Origin of the sequence: Streptomyces sp. Alt3, assembly GCF_030719215.1 — a bacterium.
GTDB lineage: Bacteria > Actinomycetota > Actinomycetes > Streptomycetales > Streptomycetaceae > Streptomyces > Streptomyces glycanivorans.
This window is the reverse complement of the sequence record NZ_CP120983.1, coordinates 431,866-447,234: the sequence shown is the minus strand read 5'-3', so window position 1 is coordinate 447,234 and position 15,369 is coordinate 431,866. Positions and strand designations below refer to the sequence as shown.

At 70.1% G+C, this 15,369-nt stretch carries 16 protein-coding genes; 6 read left to right on the top strand and 10 right to left on the bottom strand.

Translation table 11 applies throughout. The annotated features are described in order from the left end of the window. Positions 1 to 49: 49 nt before the first annotated feature. Positions 50 to 406, top strand: coding sequence for a hypothetical protein (locus tag P8A20_RS02050; protein WP_306102720.1), 357 nt, complete (start codon positions 50 to 52; stop codon positions 404 to 406). Between the two features lie 85 nt (positions 407 to 491). Here the strand turns inward: P8A20_RS02050 and trxA are convergent, their stop codons facing one another. Continuing rightward, positions 492 to 881, bottom strand: a complete 390-nt coding sequence (gene trxA, locus P8A20_RS02045) for a thioredoxin (RefSeq protein ID WP_147960989.1) — start codon at positions 879 to 881, stop codon at positions 492 to 494. Between the two features lie 115 nt (positions 882 to 996). Between trxA and P8A20_RS02040 the strand changes: the two genes are divergently transcribed. After that, entirely contained in the window at positions 997 to 2,442 is a 1,446-nt protein-coding gene (locus P8A20_RS02040) for a dihydrolipoyl dehydrogenase family protein (protein WP_306102719.1), read from the top strand. A gap of 238 nt (positions 2,443 to 2,680) precedes the next feature. Here P8A20_RS02040 and P8A20_RS02035 read toward each other — a convergent pair whose 3' ends face one another. Then, positions 2,681 to 3,031 carry a DoxX family protein gene (locus P8A20_RS02035; RefSeq protein ID WP_147961618.1) on the bottom strand — a complete coding sequence of 117 codons (351 nt, stop codon included), beginning with the start codon at positions 3,029 to 3,031 and terminating at the stop codon, positions 2,681 to 2,683. A gap of 94 nt (positions 3,032 to 3,125) precedes the next feature. Here P8A20_RS02035 and P8A20_RS02030 point away from each other — a divergent pair, with 94 nt between their 5' ends. The 3 genes from P8A20_RS02030 (at position 3,126) to P8A20_RS02020 (ending at position 5,711) form a co-directional block, all read left to right on the top strand. Next, positions 3,126 to 3,545: a winged helix-turn-helix transcriptional regulator gene (locus P8A20_RS02030; protein ID WP_147961617.1), complete on the top strand. Its 420-nt coding sequence runs from the start codon at positions 3,126 to 3,128 to the stop codon at positions 3,543 to 3,545. A 353-nt stretch (positions 3,546 to 3,898) separates the two neighbouring features. Further along, positions 3,899 to 4,021, top strand: a complete 123-nt coding sequence (locus P8A20_RS02025; protein WP_306102718.1) for a hypothetical protein — start codon at positions 3,899 to 3,901, stop codon at positions 4,019 to 4,021. A 268-nt stretch (positions 4,022 to 4,289) separates the two neighbouring features. Next, on the top strand, positions 4,290 to 5,711 hold the full coding sequence (locus tag P8A20_RS02020; protein WP_306102717.1) for an MFS transporter: 1,422 nt from the start codon (positions 4,290 to 4,292) through the stop codon (positions 5,709 to 5,711). Between the two features lie 136 nt (positions 5,712 to 5,847). Here P8A20_RS02020 and P8A20_RS02015 read toward each other — a convergent pair whose 3' ends face one another. From P8A20_RS02015 to P8A20_RS01990, 6 genes are all read right to left on the bottom strand, one after another. Continuing rightward, positions 5,848 to 6,819, bottom strand: a complete 972-nt coding sequence (locus tag P8A20_RS02015; protein WP_147961615.1) for a fumarylacetoacetate hydrolase family protein — start codon at positions 6,817 to 6,819, stop codon at positions 5,848 to 5,850. Between the two features lie 95 nt (positions 6,820 to 6,914). Next, positions 6,915 to 7,853: a VOC family protein gene (locus P8A20_RS02010; RefSeq protein WP_306102716.1), complete on the bottom strand. Its 939-nt coding sequence runs from the start codon at positions 7,851 to 7,853 to the stop codon at positions 6,915 to 6,917. Beyond that, complete coding sequence (locus P8A20_RS02005; RefSeq protein ID WP_187282273.1) at positions 7,850 to 8,872, bottom strand: amidohydrolase family protein; 1,023 nt, start codon at positions 8,870 to 8,872, stop codon at positions 7,850 to 7,852. The genes P8A20_RS02010 and P8A20_RS02005 overlap by 4 nt, the downstream gene beginning before the upstream one ends. Beyond that, positions 8,869 to 9,999 (bottom strand): FAD-dependent oxidoreductase, encoded by a 1,131-nt coding sequence (locus tag P8A20_RS02000; RefSeq protein ID WP_306102715.1) that lies wholly within the window; start codon positions 9,997 to 9,999, stop codon positions 8,869 to 8,871. The genes P8A20_RS02005 and P8A20_RS02000 overlap by 4 nt, the downstream gene beginning before the upstream one ends. Before the next feature lie 22 nt (positions 10,000 to 10,021). Then, the gene (locus tag P8A20_RS01995) at positions 10,022 to 10,984 is read right to left on the bottom strand and encodes a cyclase family protein (protein WP_147961611.1); all 963 of its coding nucleotides are present in this window, start codon (positions 10,982 to 10,984) and stop codon (positions 10,022 to 10,024) included. Continuing rightward, complete coding sequence (locus P8A20_RS01990) at positions 10,981 to 11,979, bottom strand: fumarylacetoacetate hydrolase family protein (protein WP_306102714.1); 999 nt, start codon at positions 11,977 to 11,979, stop codon at positions 10,981 to 10,983. The genes P8A20_RS01995 and P8A20_RS01990 overlap by 4 nt, the downstream gene beginning before the upstream one ends. 127 nt (positions 11,980 to 12,106) lie before the next feature. On the opposite strand from P8A20_RS01990, the gene P8A20_RS01985 reads away from it, so the two are divergent. Further along, on the top strand, positions 12,107 to 13,039 hold the full coding sequence (locus P8A20_RS01985) for a LysR family transcriptional regulator (protein ID WP_147961609.1): 933 nt from the start codon (positions 12,107 to 12,109) through the stop codon (positions 13,037 to 13,039). 85 nt (positions 13,040 to 13,124) lie between these two features. On the opposite strand, the gene P8A20_RS01980 is transcribed toward P8A20_RS01985, so the two are convergent. Further along, positions 13,125 to 14,438 (bottom strand): hypothetical protein, encoded by a 1,314-nt coding sequence (locus P8A20_RS01980; RefSeq protein ID WP_306102713.1) that lies wholly within the window; start codon positions 14,436 to 14,438, stop codon positions 13,125 to 13,127. Between the two features lie 331 nt (positions 14,439 to 14,769). Beyond that, entirely contained in the window at positions 14,770 to 15,249 is a 480-nt protein-coding gene (locus tag P8A20_RS01975; RefSeq protein ID WP_306102712.1) for a DUF3618 domain-containing protein, read from the bottom strand. Between the last annotated feature and the right edge of the window lie 120 nt (positions 15,250 to 15,369).

Below are 15,369 nucleotides of genomic sequence, written 5' to 3'. Positions count from 1 at the left end.
CCGGCCCCACGACGTGCGGGGCCGCGCCCGGATGTCTAGCGTCGTCGGCATGAGCCATCCGCAGAGCTACGAGATCCTGCTGTTCCCCGAACCGGAGGAGCCCGACGCGGGGGGCCCCGAGCCCGGCACCGCCATCCGCTCCGCAGTCGTGGCGGCCACGGGGAAGACCGGCGCGTCGGGTTACCCGCGTTACGAGGGCGGAGGCATGGAGGCCGACATCGATCCCTCCACGCACACCGTGGAGGCCCTGCTCGTGGACGGTGCGGAGATCGACTACGGGCTCACGGTCCGGATCGCGGAACGCATCCGCGGGACGGGGGGAGCCCAGGAGTACGACGGTGGCGGCGAAGCGCCGGAACCACCCGAGGAGGGCGCCACCGCTTCCGGGAAGCCGGGAAAGGGCTGAGCACGTGGCCTGCGGAACCGGAGCGTGACGAGGGCCCGGCCTTCCCGGCCGGGCCCTCGTCACGTCTGCCGCAGATCCGCAGGGACTACTGGGGCTCCTGCTGTGTCTGCTGCGCCTGCTTCTGCTCCTCGACGGACTTGCGCACCTCGTCCATGTCCAGGTTGCGCGCCTGGCCGATGACGTCCTCCAGCGCCGCCTCGGGGAGCGCCCCGGGCTGGGAGAACACGGCCACGTTGTCACGAACGATCATCAGTGTGGGAATCGACCGGATCTCGAAGGCCGCCGCCAGCTCCTGCTGCGCCTCCGTGTCGACCTTGGCGAAGACCAGATCGGGGTGGCGCTCGGAGGCCGAGTCGTAGACAGGGGCGAACTGCCGGCACGGACCGCACCAGGAAGCCCAGAAGTCGATCAGCAGGAATTCGTTGTCGCTCACGACCTGATCGAAGTTTTCCTTGGTGAGCTCTACGGTGCTCATACTCTGTTACCTCTTCCTGGGACCGTTCGGACCTGTCCGGCACAACGGTGACGTCTCTTGCGGTATTCCGCCTGCCCATGTGGCCGCTCCGCACACCCACGAGGACACTGTTCCCATGACAGATATCGATGGTGTGCAGAGCAGTGAATACGACGTCGTAGTCATCGGGGCCGGACCGGTGGGCGAGAACGTCGTGGACCGTGCCAGGGCCGCCGGACTGAGCACCGCGGTGATCGAGTCCGAACTCATCGGCGGCGAATGTTCGTACTGGGCGTGCATGCCCAGCAAGGCGCTCCTGCGCCCGGTCGTCGCACGGGCCGACGCGCGCCGTGTGGCCGGACTGAGCGGCGCGGTGCAGGGACCGCTCGACGTGGACGCCGTACTCGCCCACCGCGACTACGAGACCTCCAACTGGAAGGACGACGGCCAGGTCGGCTGGCTGGAGAGCATCGGCGCGGACATCTACCGCGGCAAGGGCAGGCTGACCGGCGTCCGGCGGGTGTCCGTCACGGACGCCGACGGTACGGAGCGGCACCTCACCGCGCGGCACGCCGTCGCCGTCTGCACCGGCAGCCGGGCCGTCGTCCCCGCGTTGCCCGGCATCGCGGACGTCCGGCCCTGGACCAGCCGCGAGGCGACCAGTGCCAAGGAGGTGCCGGGCCGGCTCGTCGTCGTCGGCGGGGGAGTGGTCGGTGTGGAGATGGCCACCGTGTGGCAGGGGCTCGGAGCCGAGGTGACGATGGTGATCCGTGGCAGTCAACTGCTGCCCAAGATGGAGCCGTTCGCCGGTGAGCTGGTCGCCGAGGCGCTGACCGAAGCCGGTGCACGGATCCTGACCGGGGTCTCGACGACCGCAGTGAGCAGGGCGGGCCACGACGGGCCGGTCACAGTCGAACTCGACAACGGGGAAAGCCTGGAGACCGACGAGATCCTCTTCGCCACCGGCCGGGCCCCGCGCACGGACGACCTGGGCCTCGACACGGTGGGTCTGGAACCCGGATCCTGGCTCACCGTCGACGACAGCTGCCGCGTCCAGGGCAGCGACTGGCTGTACGCCGTCGGCGACGTCAACCACCGTGCTCTCCTGACCCATCAGGGCAAGTACCAGGCACGCATCGCGGGAGCAGCGATCGCGGCCCGCGCGCAGAAGACCCCCCTGCTCGAGACGGACCCCTGGGGCGCGCACGCGGCCACCGCCGACCACGCGGCCGTCCCCCAGGTCGTGTTCACGGACCCGGAGGCGGCTTCGGTCGGCCTCACACTCGCCGAGGCGGAAGCGGCGGGCCACCGGGTCCGCGCCGTCGACTACGACCTGGCCTCGGTCGCCGGTTCGGGCCTGTACGCCAACGGCTACAAGGGGCAGGCCAGGATGGTCGTCGACCTGGACCGCCAGATCCTGCTCGGCGTCACCTTCGTCGGACCCGGCATCGGCGAACTGCTGCACTCGGCGACGGTCGCCGTCGCCGGAGAGGTCCCCATCGAGCGGCTCTGGCATGCGGTGCCCGCCTACCCGACGATCAGCGAGATCTGGCTGAGGCTGCTGGAGACCTACCGCGGTTGAGGACAGACGGGTGGAGCACGGCGGCGGTGGGTGTGTGTCCGTTCAACGGGCCCTCTCACTCAGCCGCCTGCGTCGTCCCCGCACGACGCGCCGGGGTTCGCCGCACTCCGTGCCCGCCGGGGTCTTCACCAGGAGGTGAGGCCTCCTTCCCCGGCCCGTATCAGCTGAAGGCGACGCCCGCGGGGGTCGTCGGCCACCCGGCTCGACCAATCGCTTCCTGGCCCGCGTTGTCAGCGAATCAGAGGGTGGCAGCGCGCAGCACGATCAGAGCGACGGCGGCCATGGTGAGGACCGCCGCCGGAAGCGCGCCCTTTCGGTCACCGACGCGCAGGTGGAAGACGGCCGCCCCGGCGAAATACAGCGTCAGACCGATCGCGGCGGCTATTCCGACAGGCCCCCACCGGAGCCCGGCGACCGCACCGGCCGCCCCCGCGATCTGGGCAGCGATCAGGTAAGTCATCATGCTCTGCGGCACCCCGAGGGTGGTCATCTGCTCGGTGATGTGCCGGGTCCGCAGTGACTTGGCTCCGGCCGATACCAGGAGGACCGCCGACATGAACACGGTGACGATGACAAGGGAGACGAACACGGCTGAGACCTCAATCATGCGAGATGCGGAAAGGGGCGTGCGCACCTCGACGACGTTAGGCGGCCGTCAGGTACCTCCAGGTAACCTTCGGAGCATGAGCCTGCGAGCCGGAACCGCCTTCCTGGCCGACTGCCCCGCTCTCCTCGCCATGGAGATCATCGCCAGCAAGTGGTCCATGGTCACGCTCTTCGCGCTGACCGACGGCCCGTTGCGCCACGGCGAACTGGTCGAGCTGAGCGGGGGCATCTCGCGCAAGGTACTGACCCAGACGCTGCGCCGGCTCCAGGCCAACGGGCTCGTCGAGCGGCACGCGTACGCCGAGGCGCCGCCGCGCGTGGAGTACGCCCTCACCGATCTCGGGCGAACCCTGGAGGAGCCCATCAGGATGCTCACCGCATGGGCGCGGGAGAACGGCGAGGCGGTCGTCACCTTCCGGGAAGCGGTGGAGACGGCCAGGGCCGTCGAGGCGGACCGGGCGACCCCCGTGAAGACCCCCCTCGTCTCCAGGAACTGAACCATCTCGGGTCTACGTACGTCCTCCACGACCAGCTGGAAGGCTGGATCGCAGAGCGAGCAGCGGATTGGTGCGGCACCGGCGTGGTCGCGCCGACCCCCGGATCCGGCAGGCCGTTTGTGCCGGATCCGGGGGCGTTGACAGCCACACCTCGGAAATCCCCCTCGGCCGACCAGCCCTGGCGTGCCGAGCGACAGCCACCGGCACGCCATCGCACAGGTCAAGCACTTCGCCGCCTACAACCATGAGGAGGGGCGGCTGTCCCTCGACGTGGTCGTCCCTGCGCGATCTGAGGGAGGTGTACTGCCCCCCCGTTCGAGCACACGATTCGCGAAGGCGGCGCCCTGTCGGTCATGGGCTCCTGTCCCAGGCTCAACGGTGCCTTCGCCTGTCAGAACAGCCACATCATCGACAGGCTCAAGACGGACCTGGGCTTCAGGGGCTACCTCGGCACCGGAACCATCACCGTCAACTAGCGCTCGGGCGGCGCGGGCCGCTGCGTGGCCGACACCCCAGTCCGCAGCCGCACCACGCCAAGTGGGCCTGTACCCGGCGGGCCCGTGACGGTCTCTGTTGTCTCACATATTGGGCGTAATTCAGCCGGTCCGTGAGATGCGTGAGATCGTTGCGGCGCCCGCACGGGTCGCGCGGCCTTGCCACGAGGGGGACCTGCACCGCCGCGCGGGAGCGTCGGCGCTCCCTACGTCGGCGGCCGTACTACGCCCTCGTGGGAAAGCCCCAGAGATGTACGCTCCCACCACCGGGCCCGCCCAGGCCCCGTCACAGTCCCCGGCCACACCCGTCAACTCGCGGTCCCGCGTCCTGATCGCCAGCCTCATCGGCACGACGATCGAGTTCTACGACTTCTACGTCTACGCGACCGCCGCGGTCCTGGTCTTCCCGAAACTCTTCTTCCCGAGCAGCGACGCGACCACGGCCCTGCTCTCGTCCTTCGCGGTGTTCGGCGCGGCGATGGTCGCCCGCCCGATCGGCGCGATCGTCTTCGGACACCTCGGCGACCGTCTCGGCCGCAAGGGCACCCTCGTGGCCTCGCTGCTCACGATGGGCATCGCCACCTTTTTGATCGGCGTTCTGCCGACGTACGCGCAAGCCGGCTGGGCCGCCACGGCGCTGCTGGTACTGATGCGACTCGCCCAGGGCTTCGCGCTCGGCGGCGAGTGGAGCGGCGCGGCCCTGGTCGCCACCGAGAACGCACCCCCCGGGAAGCGCGCGCTGTGGGGCACGTTCCCGCAGCTGGGCGCCCCGCTCGGGTTCATCATCGGCAACGGCCTCTTCCTGATCATCGGCGCGCTGCTGCCCTCCGCGGCGGGCGCCGACCCCTCGCAGCCCTCCGACGCCTTCCTGAGCTGGGGCTGGCGGATCCCGTTCCTGTTCTCGGCCGTCATGGTCGCGATCGGTCTGTGGGTGCGCATGCGCCTGGTCGAGTCACAGGTCTTCGCGAAGACGCAGGAGACCGGCAAGGTCCGCAAGCTGCCGCTGGCCACCGTCTTCCGTCACCACTGGAAGCAGCTGGTCCTGGGCAGCTTCGCGATGCTGGCGACGTACGTCCTCTTCTACCTGATGACGACGTTCTCGCTGAGCTACGGCCGCACCGCCGAGGACGCGGACGTCCCGGGCCTCGGCTACAGCTACACCACGTTCGTCCTGATGATGATCTTCGGTGTGCTGTTCTTCGCCGCGTTCACCCTGATCTCCGGCCCGCTCGCGGACAAGTACGGTCGCCGCAGGACCCTCGCCTGGGTAACCGTCGGCATCATCGTCTTCGGCCTGGTCTGGGTGCCGCTGATCAACCTGGGCACGCTCGGCGTGGTCCTGTGGCTGGTCCTCGGCTTCACCTTGATGGGCACGACGTTCGGCCCGATGGGCGCGATGCTCCCGGAGCTCTTCCCGACCAGCGTCCGCTACACCGGCTCCGGCATCGCCTACAACGTCAGTTCCATCCTCGGCGCTGCCGTCGCCCCGTTCGTCGCGGTCGCCCTCTGGGAGGCCGGCGACGGCTCCCCGTGGCTCGTCGGCGTCTACCTCTCCGTGATGGCCGTCCTCACCCTGACCGCGCTCCTCATCGGCAAGGAGACGAAGGACATCGCTCTCGACGAGGGCGAGGTCCCGTCGACCCCGGCCCGGACCGAGGCCCCGTCCGCCTGACGCGGACCTGCTGCCGCGGCAGGCGACGTATCCCATGAAGCAGCGGCGTCCGGTGCGGCGAGAGCGCGTGCCGGGTCGCGGACGGGAAACGTCGCCTGCCGCGGCTCCGGCGGCGCCAGGTGCTGGATGCCGGGTCTCACGGCCGCTCCCGATCGCGACGTCGGCCGGCGGGCAGGGGAACGGGTGCCACGCCGGACACGACCGTACTGGTCAGGGTGCCGATTCCCTCGACGGTGAGGCTCACGGTGTCACCCGGCTCGAGCGGGGGCGGGGTCTGTTCGCCGCGTACGCCCCACAGCTCGGCGAGGCACCCGCCGTTACCGCACGTACCTGAGCCCAGCACGTCACCCGGTACGACCCGGGTGCCGCGCGAGGCGTAGGCGGCCATCTCCTCGAAGGTCCAGCTCATGTTGGACAGCAGGTCCGTGCCGATCACCTCACCGTTCACCTCGGCGGTCAGCGCGAGGCGCAGCAGCCCTTCGGCGTCGCGGTACGGTTCCAGTTCGTCGGCGGTGACGAGGTAGGGGCCGAGCGTGGTGGCGGTGTCCTTGCCCTTGCACGGGCCGAGACCGACCTTCATCTCCGCCGACTGGAGGTCGCGGGCGGACCAGTCGTTGAAGACGGTGTAGCCGACGATGTGGTCACGGGCCCGTTCCGGGGTGAGGTCACGTCCCTCGCGGCCGATCACCGCGCCCACCTCCAGTTCGAAGTCGAGCACCGACGATCCGGGGGGCATCGGAACCGGGTCGTGAGGGCCGTGGATCGCGTGCGGGTTGGTGAAGTAGAAGGTCGGTGCCGCGTACCACTGCTCGGGAACGCCGGCCGCGCCGTCGACGGCGCGGCGGACGCCTTCGACGTGCTCCTCGAAGGTCACGAAGTCCCTTACGGAGGAGGGCTGCAGGGGAGGGAGCAGCCGCACCCGGGAGACGTGCGGGCCGGGCGGGACGTCCAGGGCCGTCGCACCGGCGGCGAGCAGCCCCGGCAGCCCGTCGGCCTCCTTCAGGAGAGCGGTGAGTGAGGTGACACCCGGCAGGGGGTACAAGGTGCCGTCCTCCTCCACGACGGCCACACGGCGGCGGTGCTGGTGCTCGTAGCTGGCGAAGCGCATGTGAGGCTCCTGGGTGCGGTGACGGGGCGGTGGAGGGGAATGCGCGTCGGAGCCGGGGGCACGGCCGCCGTGCCCCCTGGCCGAGGCCGTCCGGGCTAGACCGGCGGGGCGAAGAAGACGCCGCGGTCGGGGTCGTTGAAGGACTCCTTCGCCACGAGTTCGTTCATCGCGTTGGCGGTTCCCCACTGGTCGGTGACCTCGGGCCGGGAGAAGTCGTAGACGTGGGGGTGCCAGGTGTCCTCGTCGAGGTTCTCCAGCTCGGTGGTGTACTCGACGGTGTTGCCGTGCGGGTCGAGGAAGTACGTGAAGGTGTTGTCGCCCGCCATGTGCCGGCCGGGCCCCCAGATCTTGCGGTGACCGGCGCGCATGACCCGGCCTGATCCGCGCATGTACTCGTCGATGCCGCGCATCTCGAAGGAGACGTGGTGCAGGGCGGTGTGCGGGCCCTGGGCGATGGCCATGGAGTGGTGCTGGTTGCTGATCCGCATGAAGTGCATGACCTCGCCCATGTGCGGTGAGGAGAGCGTGTCGGAGAGGGCGAAGCCGAGGTGGCGTTCGTACCACTGACGGGTGCGGTTGAGATCGGGGGAGTTGAGGACGACGTGGGAGAGCTTGACCGGGATGGCCTCCTTCTCCTCGATCTTCCGGTGCTGCCGGACCTCGACGTCGGCGGAGACCTCGATGGTGCGGCCGTCCACGTCGAAGAAGCGGAACCCGTAGCCACCACCAGGGGTGTCCACCGTGCCGGGCCGCGAGATCAGCTGCACGCCGCCCGCCAGGAGCCGTTCGGCGAGGGTGTCGACGTCGCCCGGGCTCGCGGCGCCGTACGAGACGAGGTCGAGCCGCTTCTCCACGGCCTTGCGTAGCCGTACGACGTACTGCTCGGGAGAGCCCTCGGCGGCCAGGAAGGAGATCCCGGAGTCCTCGGTGACCTTGGTGAGGCCCCAGACGCCGGCGTAGAAGTCGAGCTGCTTGTCGTAGTCGGGCACCGCCAGGTCGACGTGACGCAGGTGGGTGAGCAGGCGTGCGCTCATGGTGTTCCTCCTCGTTGAGGTCGGGCGAGTCGCAGCAGGGCCACGGCGTTGCCGCCGCGTACGGCGTCGAAGTCGGTGGTGGACAGCCGCGCGGCGCGCAGGGCGCCGACCGGGTCCTCGGTCCCCATGTCGAAGGGGAAGTCGGACCCGAGCAGGACCCGGTCCGCACCCGCGACGTCGATCAGTGAACTCAGCACACGCGGGTCGTGGACGAGGGAGTCGAAGTGGATCCGCTTGAGATAGCTGCTCGGCGGTTGGGCGCATCCGGCACCGGCGTCGGTGCGTGCCGACCATGCGTGGTCGGAGCGGCCGATGTGGGTGGGCAGGTAGCCCCCGCCGTGTGCGGCGATCAGCTTCAGGCCCGGGTACCTGTCCAGGACCCCGGAGAAGATGAGGTGGGAGAGCGCCACGGCGTTCTCGGCGGGCTGACCGACCGTGTTGGACAGGTACCACCGGTCCAGGCGCTCGTCGAGGGTGCAGCCGAAGGGGTGCAGGAAGACGACCGCGCCCGTCTCCTCGGCCCGTGACCAGAAGGGTTCGTACGCCGGGTCGGACAGTTCCCGTCCCGGTGCGTGGCTGGAGATCTCCACGCCGAGCAGTCCCCGCTCCAGGGCGTGGTCGAGGGCGTGCACCGCCTGGCCCGGGTGCTGGAGCGGTGCCAGCCCCAGTCCGTACAGGCGGCCGGGGGCGGCCGCACAGTGAGCGGCCGTCATCTCGTTGGCGGTCCGGTACACCTTGTCCGCCGTGTTCTCGTCCGCCCAGTAGTGGTAGTGCGAGGGGGAGGGGCTGATCAGCTGTATGTCGACACCCTGCTTGTCCATGGCAGCAAGGCGTACGGCGGTGTCGGTCAGCCGCGGGACCCGCTCACCCACCATCGGGCCGCTGACGGCGAGAGCCGCGGGGCCGTTACGGCGGGCGTCGAGCTCCCTGGCCTCCGCCAGGCCGGGCAGTCCGGCCACCAGCGCCTCGATTTCAGGGATCAGGATGTGCGCGTGCACGTCCACGGTCGGCGAGGTCACGGCAGCTCCCTGAGCATCGTCATGGTGCTGCCCATCAGACCGGGCACATCTGCATCGCGTACTCCGTCGAGCTGCCACTGCCCGATCTGTACCGAGGCTTCCACGACGGGGCGTACGCGGGCGACGCGGCGCTCGTAGTAGGCCTGGAGCAGCGCGTCGTCCCAGTCCTCGGTGGCGGTCAGCATCTGGGCGAGCACCCAGGCGTCCTCCAGGGACAGGGCGGCGCCCTGCGCGAGGGTGGGAGGGCAGCAGTGGGCGGCGTCGCCGATGAGCACGACACGGCCGCGGTGCCAGGATCCCTCGACCAGCATGCGGTCGAACCACGTGTAGTTGACCTGCGCGGGGTCGGTGATGTGCTCGGTGATCTCCGGCCAGAAGCCCCCGTAGGCGGAGGCCAGGCGGCGCATCTCGTCGGCGTAGGTCTCCGGCGGGATGGACGCCCGGTCGCGGTTGGTCTCGACGACGTACGCGTAGAGAGTGGTGGCACCGGTGGGACAGTATCCGGCGATGTGGGCCGGACCGCCGTACGCCAGGTCGGTGCGGACGAGGCCCTCCGGCCGCGGGGCGGCTGCGCGCCAGATGGCCATGCCGGTCGGCTCCGGCTTCGCGGTGATGCCGATGGCGGCGCGGGTGGCGGAGCCGAGGCCGTCGGCGGCGACCACCAGGTCGTAGCGGCCTTCGGATCCATCGGTGAAGCGGACGGTGACGCCCCCGTGGTCCTGGTCGAACGTGGTGGCCTTCACGCCGAGGCGCACCCGGGCCCCGCTCGCCCGGACCGCGTCGATCAGGATCCGCTGCAGCCGAGGGCGCTGCATGCCGACAGTGGCCGGCAGGTCGTCGCCGCCGCTGCGGATGTCCTCCTGGGCATGCAGCACGGTGCCGTCGGGGGCCGTGATGCCGACCGACCCGAAGCCGTAGCCGGATGCCTCCACCTGCTTCCACACGCCCAGTTCGCGCAGGACGCGCAGGGCGTTTCCCTGGAGCGTGATGCCGGAACCCGCGGTGGCGTTCCAGTCGTCCTTCGCTTCGATCAGGTCCACGTCGAGACCGGCGCGGCGCAGCAGGACGGTGATGGCGTTACCGGCCGCGCCGCCGCCGACCACCAGGACCGTACGGGCACTGTTCATGGGAACTCCCTTGTTCCGTGTGTTATTTGACGGCGATCGGATTGACCGGGCTGCCGACCGCTCCGGTGATCGGCAAGGGGGCCGCGGTGAGCCAGAAGTCGTGGACACCGTCCGCCGCGCAGTCCTCGGCGAGTGCGTCCGGATCCCACATCTCCCCGATGAGCAGGCCCATGTTGGGGATGGCGACCTGGTGCAGCGGCTGGAAGGCGTGCTCGAACTCGTTGGGCCGCACCTCGAAGCCCCAGGTGTCGGTCGCGATCGCGGCGATCTCCGTGCCGTGCAGCCATCCCGCCGCGGTGAAGGAGAGGCCGGGTGCCGGGCCGCCGGCGTACTCGCCCCAGCCGTCACGGCGGACCCGGGTGAGCTGCCCGGTTCGCACCAGGACGATGTCGCCGCGGCCGACGCTCACACCGTGGGCCTCGGCCGTGGCCGTCAGATGCTCCGCGGTGACCGCGAAGCCGTCGGGCAGTTCGCCGTCCTCACCGATGACACGGCCGACGTCCAGGAGCACTCCGCGTCCCGCGACGTGCGGGGCCATGTGTTCGATGCCGGTGACCAGGTCACCTTCGGAGGTGACGACCCTCTCCGCCGGGCGGCCGTTCCACGCCTTGCCGTGGTCGAAGATGTGCCCGAGCCCGTCCCATTGGGTGGAGCACTGCAACGGCATGGCTATGACGTCGTCGGCGCCGCCGAGTCCGTGCGGGAAGCCCTGTCCGGTGACGACGGCGTCGGTGCCGGTGTCGAGCATGGTGTGCACGGGGTTGGTGCGCCGGCGCCAGCCCTTCTGCGGGCCGTTCATGTCGAAGCTCTGGGAGAGCGAGAAACTGACACCCCGACGGATCAGTGCGGCTCCCTGGCGGCGCTTGGCCTCGTCGAGGAAGTTGAGGGTACCGAGCACGTCGTCCTCACCCCAGCGGCCCCAGTTGGAGTACGTCCTGGCGGCCTCGGCGATCGCGCCCTCGGGATCCGTGCGGTCGAGGGTCACGACTCCTCCGCGACACAGCGGGTGCGCTGTTCACCGAGCCCGGTGACCGACCCCTCCATGACGTCACCGTCGCGCAGCAACCGGCCCCGGTGCATACCGTTGCCGGCCGGGCTTCCTGTCAGCACGAGGTCGCCGGGGAGGAGGCGAGCGGTCTGCGAGACGTACGAAACCACACGCGCGACATCGAAGATCATGTCCTTGGTGGTCTCGTCCTGCATGGTCTCGCCGTTCAGCTTCAGCGTCACCCGCAGATCGCCCGGGTCGGCGATCGACGCGGCCGGTACGATCCAGGGGCCGAGCGGGGTGAACCCCGGGGCGTTCTTGCTGCGCAGCCAGTCCGTTCCGATCTGCGGCATGTCCCGGCGGAAGACCGTACCGCGATCGGTGAGATCGTTGGCGATGGTGTATCCGGCGACGTGACCGAGCGCCTCCTCGACGGACACCCGGTGGGCGGGACGGCCGATGACGGCCGCCAACTCCAGTTCCCAGTCGGGTTTCCGGGCCCATGCCGGGAGCAGGACGTCGTCGTACGGACCGGTGATCGCACTCGGCAGACCGATGAACACGTACGGCAGGTCCTCGACCGCCCGGCGGTCCATGATCTCCGCGGCTTCCGCGCGCCGCTCCTCCTCGGAACGGTCGTCGCCGGGTGCCCGGTGGGCGACATGCAGGTCGATCACGTGCTGGCGGTAGTTCGCACCCGACTGGAAGATCTGGCGTGCCTCGACGGGAGCGTGGACCCGGAAGCCGGCCAGCAGTTCACGCTCCGGTCCGCCGGCGCCGGCCAGTGCCTCCAGCCGGGGGAGGAGGGCGTCCCAGGCCTCCAGAAGTCTCAGGACGGTGAGCCGGGTGTCCCCGAGAGCGGCTCGCAGATCGAGTACCCGGGCATCGGGCGTGACGAGAGCGGGGAACCCGGGCCTGCCCGGGGCCGAGAGCGTGGCGAGGGCGAACGGTCCGGCGAAGAGCGCGGACGTGGGTTCAGGTTTCACGGGCATGTCCTCCTGATTGCGATGTGACCAATCTGGACCGGCCACCCGAGATCAGGGAAATAGATTGTATGGATGCTTGTCATCCATGGTGTTTATTCACCCTGGTAGGCGCAATATCGCAAGGGAAGAGCCCGTGAACCTGGCCAGTCTGGACCTCAATCTCGTCGTCGCGTTGCGTTCTCTGCTGGAGGAGCGCAACGTCACCCGCGCCGGACAACGCGTCGGGGTCAGCCAGCCGGCCATGAGTGCCGCCCTCGCCCGACTGCGCCGGCACTTCGGCGACGACCTGCTCGCGCGCGTCGGCGGCCACTACGAACTCACCGCGCTCGGACAGGTCCTGCTCGACCGCACGTCGAACGCGTACGACGTACTGGAGCGCCTGTTCGCCAGCCAGGCGGACTTCGATCCGGCCGACGAGAGCCGGGAGTTCAAACTGGTCGCGTCGGACTACGCCGTCGCCGTGTTCGGCACGGAGCTCGCCCGCGTCGTGCACGATGAGGCTCCCGGCATCCGCCTGCGCTTCACCCAGCCCTCGACCTCCGTCGTCGACGACACGGCGACGCTGCTGAGCACCACCGACGGCCTGCTCATGCCGCACGGGATCGTCAGCGACTTCCCTGCCACCGACCTCTACCAGGACAGCTGGGTCTTCCTCGTCGCGGACGACCACCCGAGTGTGGAGGACCGGCTCAGCCGCCAGGACCTTGTCCGGCTGCCGTGGGTCACCTACCAGCGCACCTACGACGCCCCGGCGGTGCGTCAGCTCGGAATGCTCGGTGTCGAACCGCGAGTGGAGGTCTCGGTCGACAGTTTCCAGCTGCTGCCGCTGCTGGTGGCAGGTACCCGGCGCATCGCCCTGATCCAGTCCCGCCTGGCCCGCCTGCTGACGCCGCTTGCCGCAGTGCGGGTGCTGGAGCCGCCGTACGAAGCGGTGCCGCTGCAGGAAGCGATGTGGTGGCATCCCGTGCACACCCACGACGCCGCACACATCTGGCTGCGTGAAACGGCCGCTCGGGTCGGCAGAAGCATGGCCGACCCACTCGAGGAACGTGAGCAGCCCTCCTGACGAGCGACGGTCGCGGGACGGACGTCGGTCGCCGGACCGGACCGACGGCATCCGAGGGGCCCTCCGGCCGGCCGTCGACGTACGGTCAGCCCCCGCCGGGTGCGTCGTGCAGGTACTCCAGCCGCTGCTGCGCGACCGTCAGGTGCCTGTGGTCGAGTGAGGGGAGCGCCCGCAGCAGGCTGATCAGTTCGGGGCCGCACTCCCTCGCCCTGGCGGCGTCCCGCAACTGTGTCCAGCAGTAGTGGGCGCTCCTGGCCGCGGAGAGGACTTCCGGGGCGTCAGGCGACTGGTGCACGAGCCTGGTCCGCCCGGCGCCGACCCAGAGCTGCGTCGCGAGCAGGAAATTGCCGGACATCTTGGCGAGGTCGGCCCGGATCTCCACCCACTCCGTGGCCTTCGGCGAGTCGAAACCGTCGGTCTGGAGGATGTACTGCTCCCACATCTGCGCCATCTGGGCGGCCTCGGTGTGCCGGCCCGACTGTGCGAGGGCGTGGATGTGGGGACGGGGGTCCTCGGCCACGAAGACCGGGTGGGCGGGCAGCGGCTGAGGTGACGGCGCGGGAGCGGTCTGCGGGACGACGACGGTGCCCGTCCGCGGAGCCTGGACGGCCGCTCGGCCGGCGTCCGGCTCGTGAGCGGGCCGGGGAACCACCGGCCGGGGGGCCGGGCTCTCCGTGAAGCCCTGCCGCTCGTCCGCCGCCGGATGGCCGAAGGCGTACCCCGGCGCTGTGATCTCCCGGATGCCCGGGAGGATCAACGCCCCAGGGGGCAGAGCGGCGGACGCCACGGTCAGAGCGTGCAGCCTGGAGTTCGACGGCCGCTCCGGGGCATGGCGCAGCTGCTCGATCCAGTGCCGGGTGTACGGACTCACCCCCTCGTCCCCGGCGAACCCGGGCGGGGTGACGACGCCGTACACCTCCGCCGCCGTCGAGGCGGGCAGCGTCCCGTACTCCCGCAGAAGAGGCCATGTCGCCTTGTCCGCCGCCAGGTCGAAGACCACGGTGGTCAGCCCCTGAGGGCGGGTCCGCAGTTCCATGCCCAGCCATTCCCAGGGGAGCGCGGTGTAGCGGGCGGTGGAGGTCGTGGTCCTGGAGAGGGCGAGATAGAGCTGTTGTCCCCGACGGTCGGTGGTGAGCCGGCCGGAGAGGTAGACGAGCAGCGGGCCGGGGGTCGCGGCGGCTGTGCGCAGCCGTACCTGCAGTGCGTTCTGGTCGTGGATGCCGTCGAGGTAGGTGGTGTCGCTCGGCACATTGCTGCCCAGCAGGGTGGAGACGGGGACCATGGACAGCGCCGCGAGGTTCTTCGACGGGAGCACCTGAACCGTGCGGCGCCGGGTGGCGCTGTCTCCCGCGATCAGGAGTACGTGCCCTCGTTGTTGCTTCGCCCCGTTGATCTGCATGGACAGCACCGTACCCATAGAGCGGCAGGCCCCTGCGGGCGCTCCGCCGGGCTACCCGCTGAGCGGCAGTCATATGTCCGTATCCAGGAGGTTTTTCGCCCGGCTCCACCCACGTGCGCCGGTGTCCACCGACGACGAAGGAGACGGGGGCGGGCGGGACCACCTGGCGGCCGGGTCCGTCGCCGTCCCGGCGACCGGTCCCGGCCGCCACCGCCCACGACCGCCCGAGCTGTTGTCCGCCCACCGGGAGACCGGGACCGGCGACGCGAGGGTCAGCCGGACGGCTGCCCGTCAGATCCGGCGCAGCCATGAGGGGCGATGGCGGAAGCCTTCATCGGCGTCCCCTGGCGCGGCGCACCAGCAGGACGACGGCGAGCAGGACACCGCCCGCGAGGAGCGGTTTGCGGTTGGCCCGTGCCACCGAGGTAGCCCGGCCCGCCTTCTCGAGCAGCGGGTCAGGAGCCTTGTCCGCCGCGTACTGTCCTGCTTTGCTCGCGGTCTCCCGTACCTGCGCGGCGGCCTGGGCCGTCCTCTCCAGGACGGGATCGGGCGTCTTCTCCTTCATCAGGTCCGTGGCCTGCTCCGCCCTCTCACGGATCTGATCCGCCACCAGGGAGGCCTTCTCCGAGGCCTGCTTCCTGGCGGCGGCCGTCTTCTCCTTCGCCTGTGCCTTGACATCGGCCTTCGCTCCCAGAGCTTCGACCGTCTTCCCGAGTTCGTCGCGGGTGCGCTCGGCCTGTTCGCGCAGCTCCTCGGGGCTGTTGGCGTTGGGGACCGGAGTGCCTATGTCGGCCCGGGGTTCTTCCTTCATCGGTATGCCCTTTCCTCGGTCTCGGCCGGATCGGCCTCGACACTGTCGATGGTCGTCTCGGGTGCGCGGGTGCCGGCCTCTGCGACCGACCGGCCTCATGGCCGGCTCCCGTCCGACGGC

Coding starts and splice junctions, on each gene's coding strand:
- P8A20_RS02000 (WP_306102715.1), bottom strand. CDS start 9,999: ATGAACAGTGCCCGTACGGTCCTGGTGGTCGGCGGCGGCGCGGCCGGT.
- P8A20_RS02025 (WP_306102718.1), top strand. CDS start 3,899: ATGGGCTCCTGTCCCAGGCTCAACGGTGCCTTCGCCTGTCAGAACAGC.
- P8A20_RS02040 (WP_306102719.1), top strand. CDS start 997: ATGACAGATATCGATGGTGTGCAGAGCAGTGAATACGACGTCGTAGTC.
- P8A20_RS02050 (WP_306102720.1), top strand. CDS start 50: ATGAGCCATCCGCAGAGCTACGAGATCCTGCTGTTCCCCGAACCGGAG.
- P8A20_RS02010 (WP_306102716.1), bottom strand. CDS start 7,853: ATGAGCGCACGCCTGCTCACCCACCTGCGTCACGTCGACCTGGCGGTG.
- P8A20_RS02015 (WP_147961615.1), bottom strand. CDS start 6,819: ATGCGCTTCGCCAGCTACGAGCACCAGCACCGCCGCCGTGTGGCCGTC.
- P8A20_RS02020 (WP_306102717.1), top strand. CDS start 4,290: ATGTACGCTCCCACCACCGGGCCCGCCCAGGCCCCGTCACAGTCCCCG.
- P8A20_RS01975 (WP_306102712.1), bottom strand. CDS start 15,249: ATGAAGGAAGAACCCCGGGCCGACATAGGCACTCCGGTCCCCAACGCC.
- trxA (WP_147960989.1), bottom strand. CDS start 881: ATGAGCACCGTAGAGCTCACCAAGGAAAACTTCGATCAGGTCGTGAGC.
- P8A20_RS01980 (WP_306102713.1), bottom strand. CDS start 14,438: ATGCAGATCAACGGGGCGAAGCAACAACGAGGGCACGTACTCCTGATC.
- P8A20_RS01990 (WP_306102714.1), bottom strand. CDS start 11,979: ATGCCCGTGAAACCTGAACCCACGTCCGCGCTCTTCGCCGGACCGTTC.
- P8A20_RS02030 (WP_147961617.1), top strand. CDS start 3,126: ATGAGCCTGCGAGCCGGAACCGCCTTCCTGGCCGACTGCCCCGCTCTC.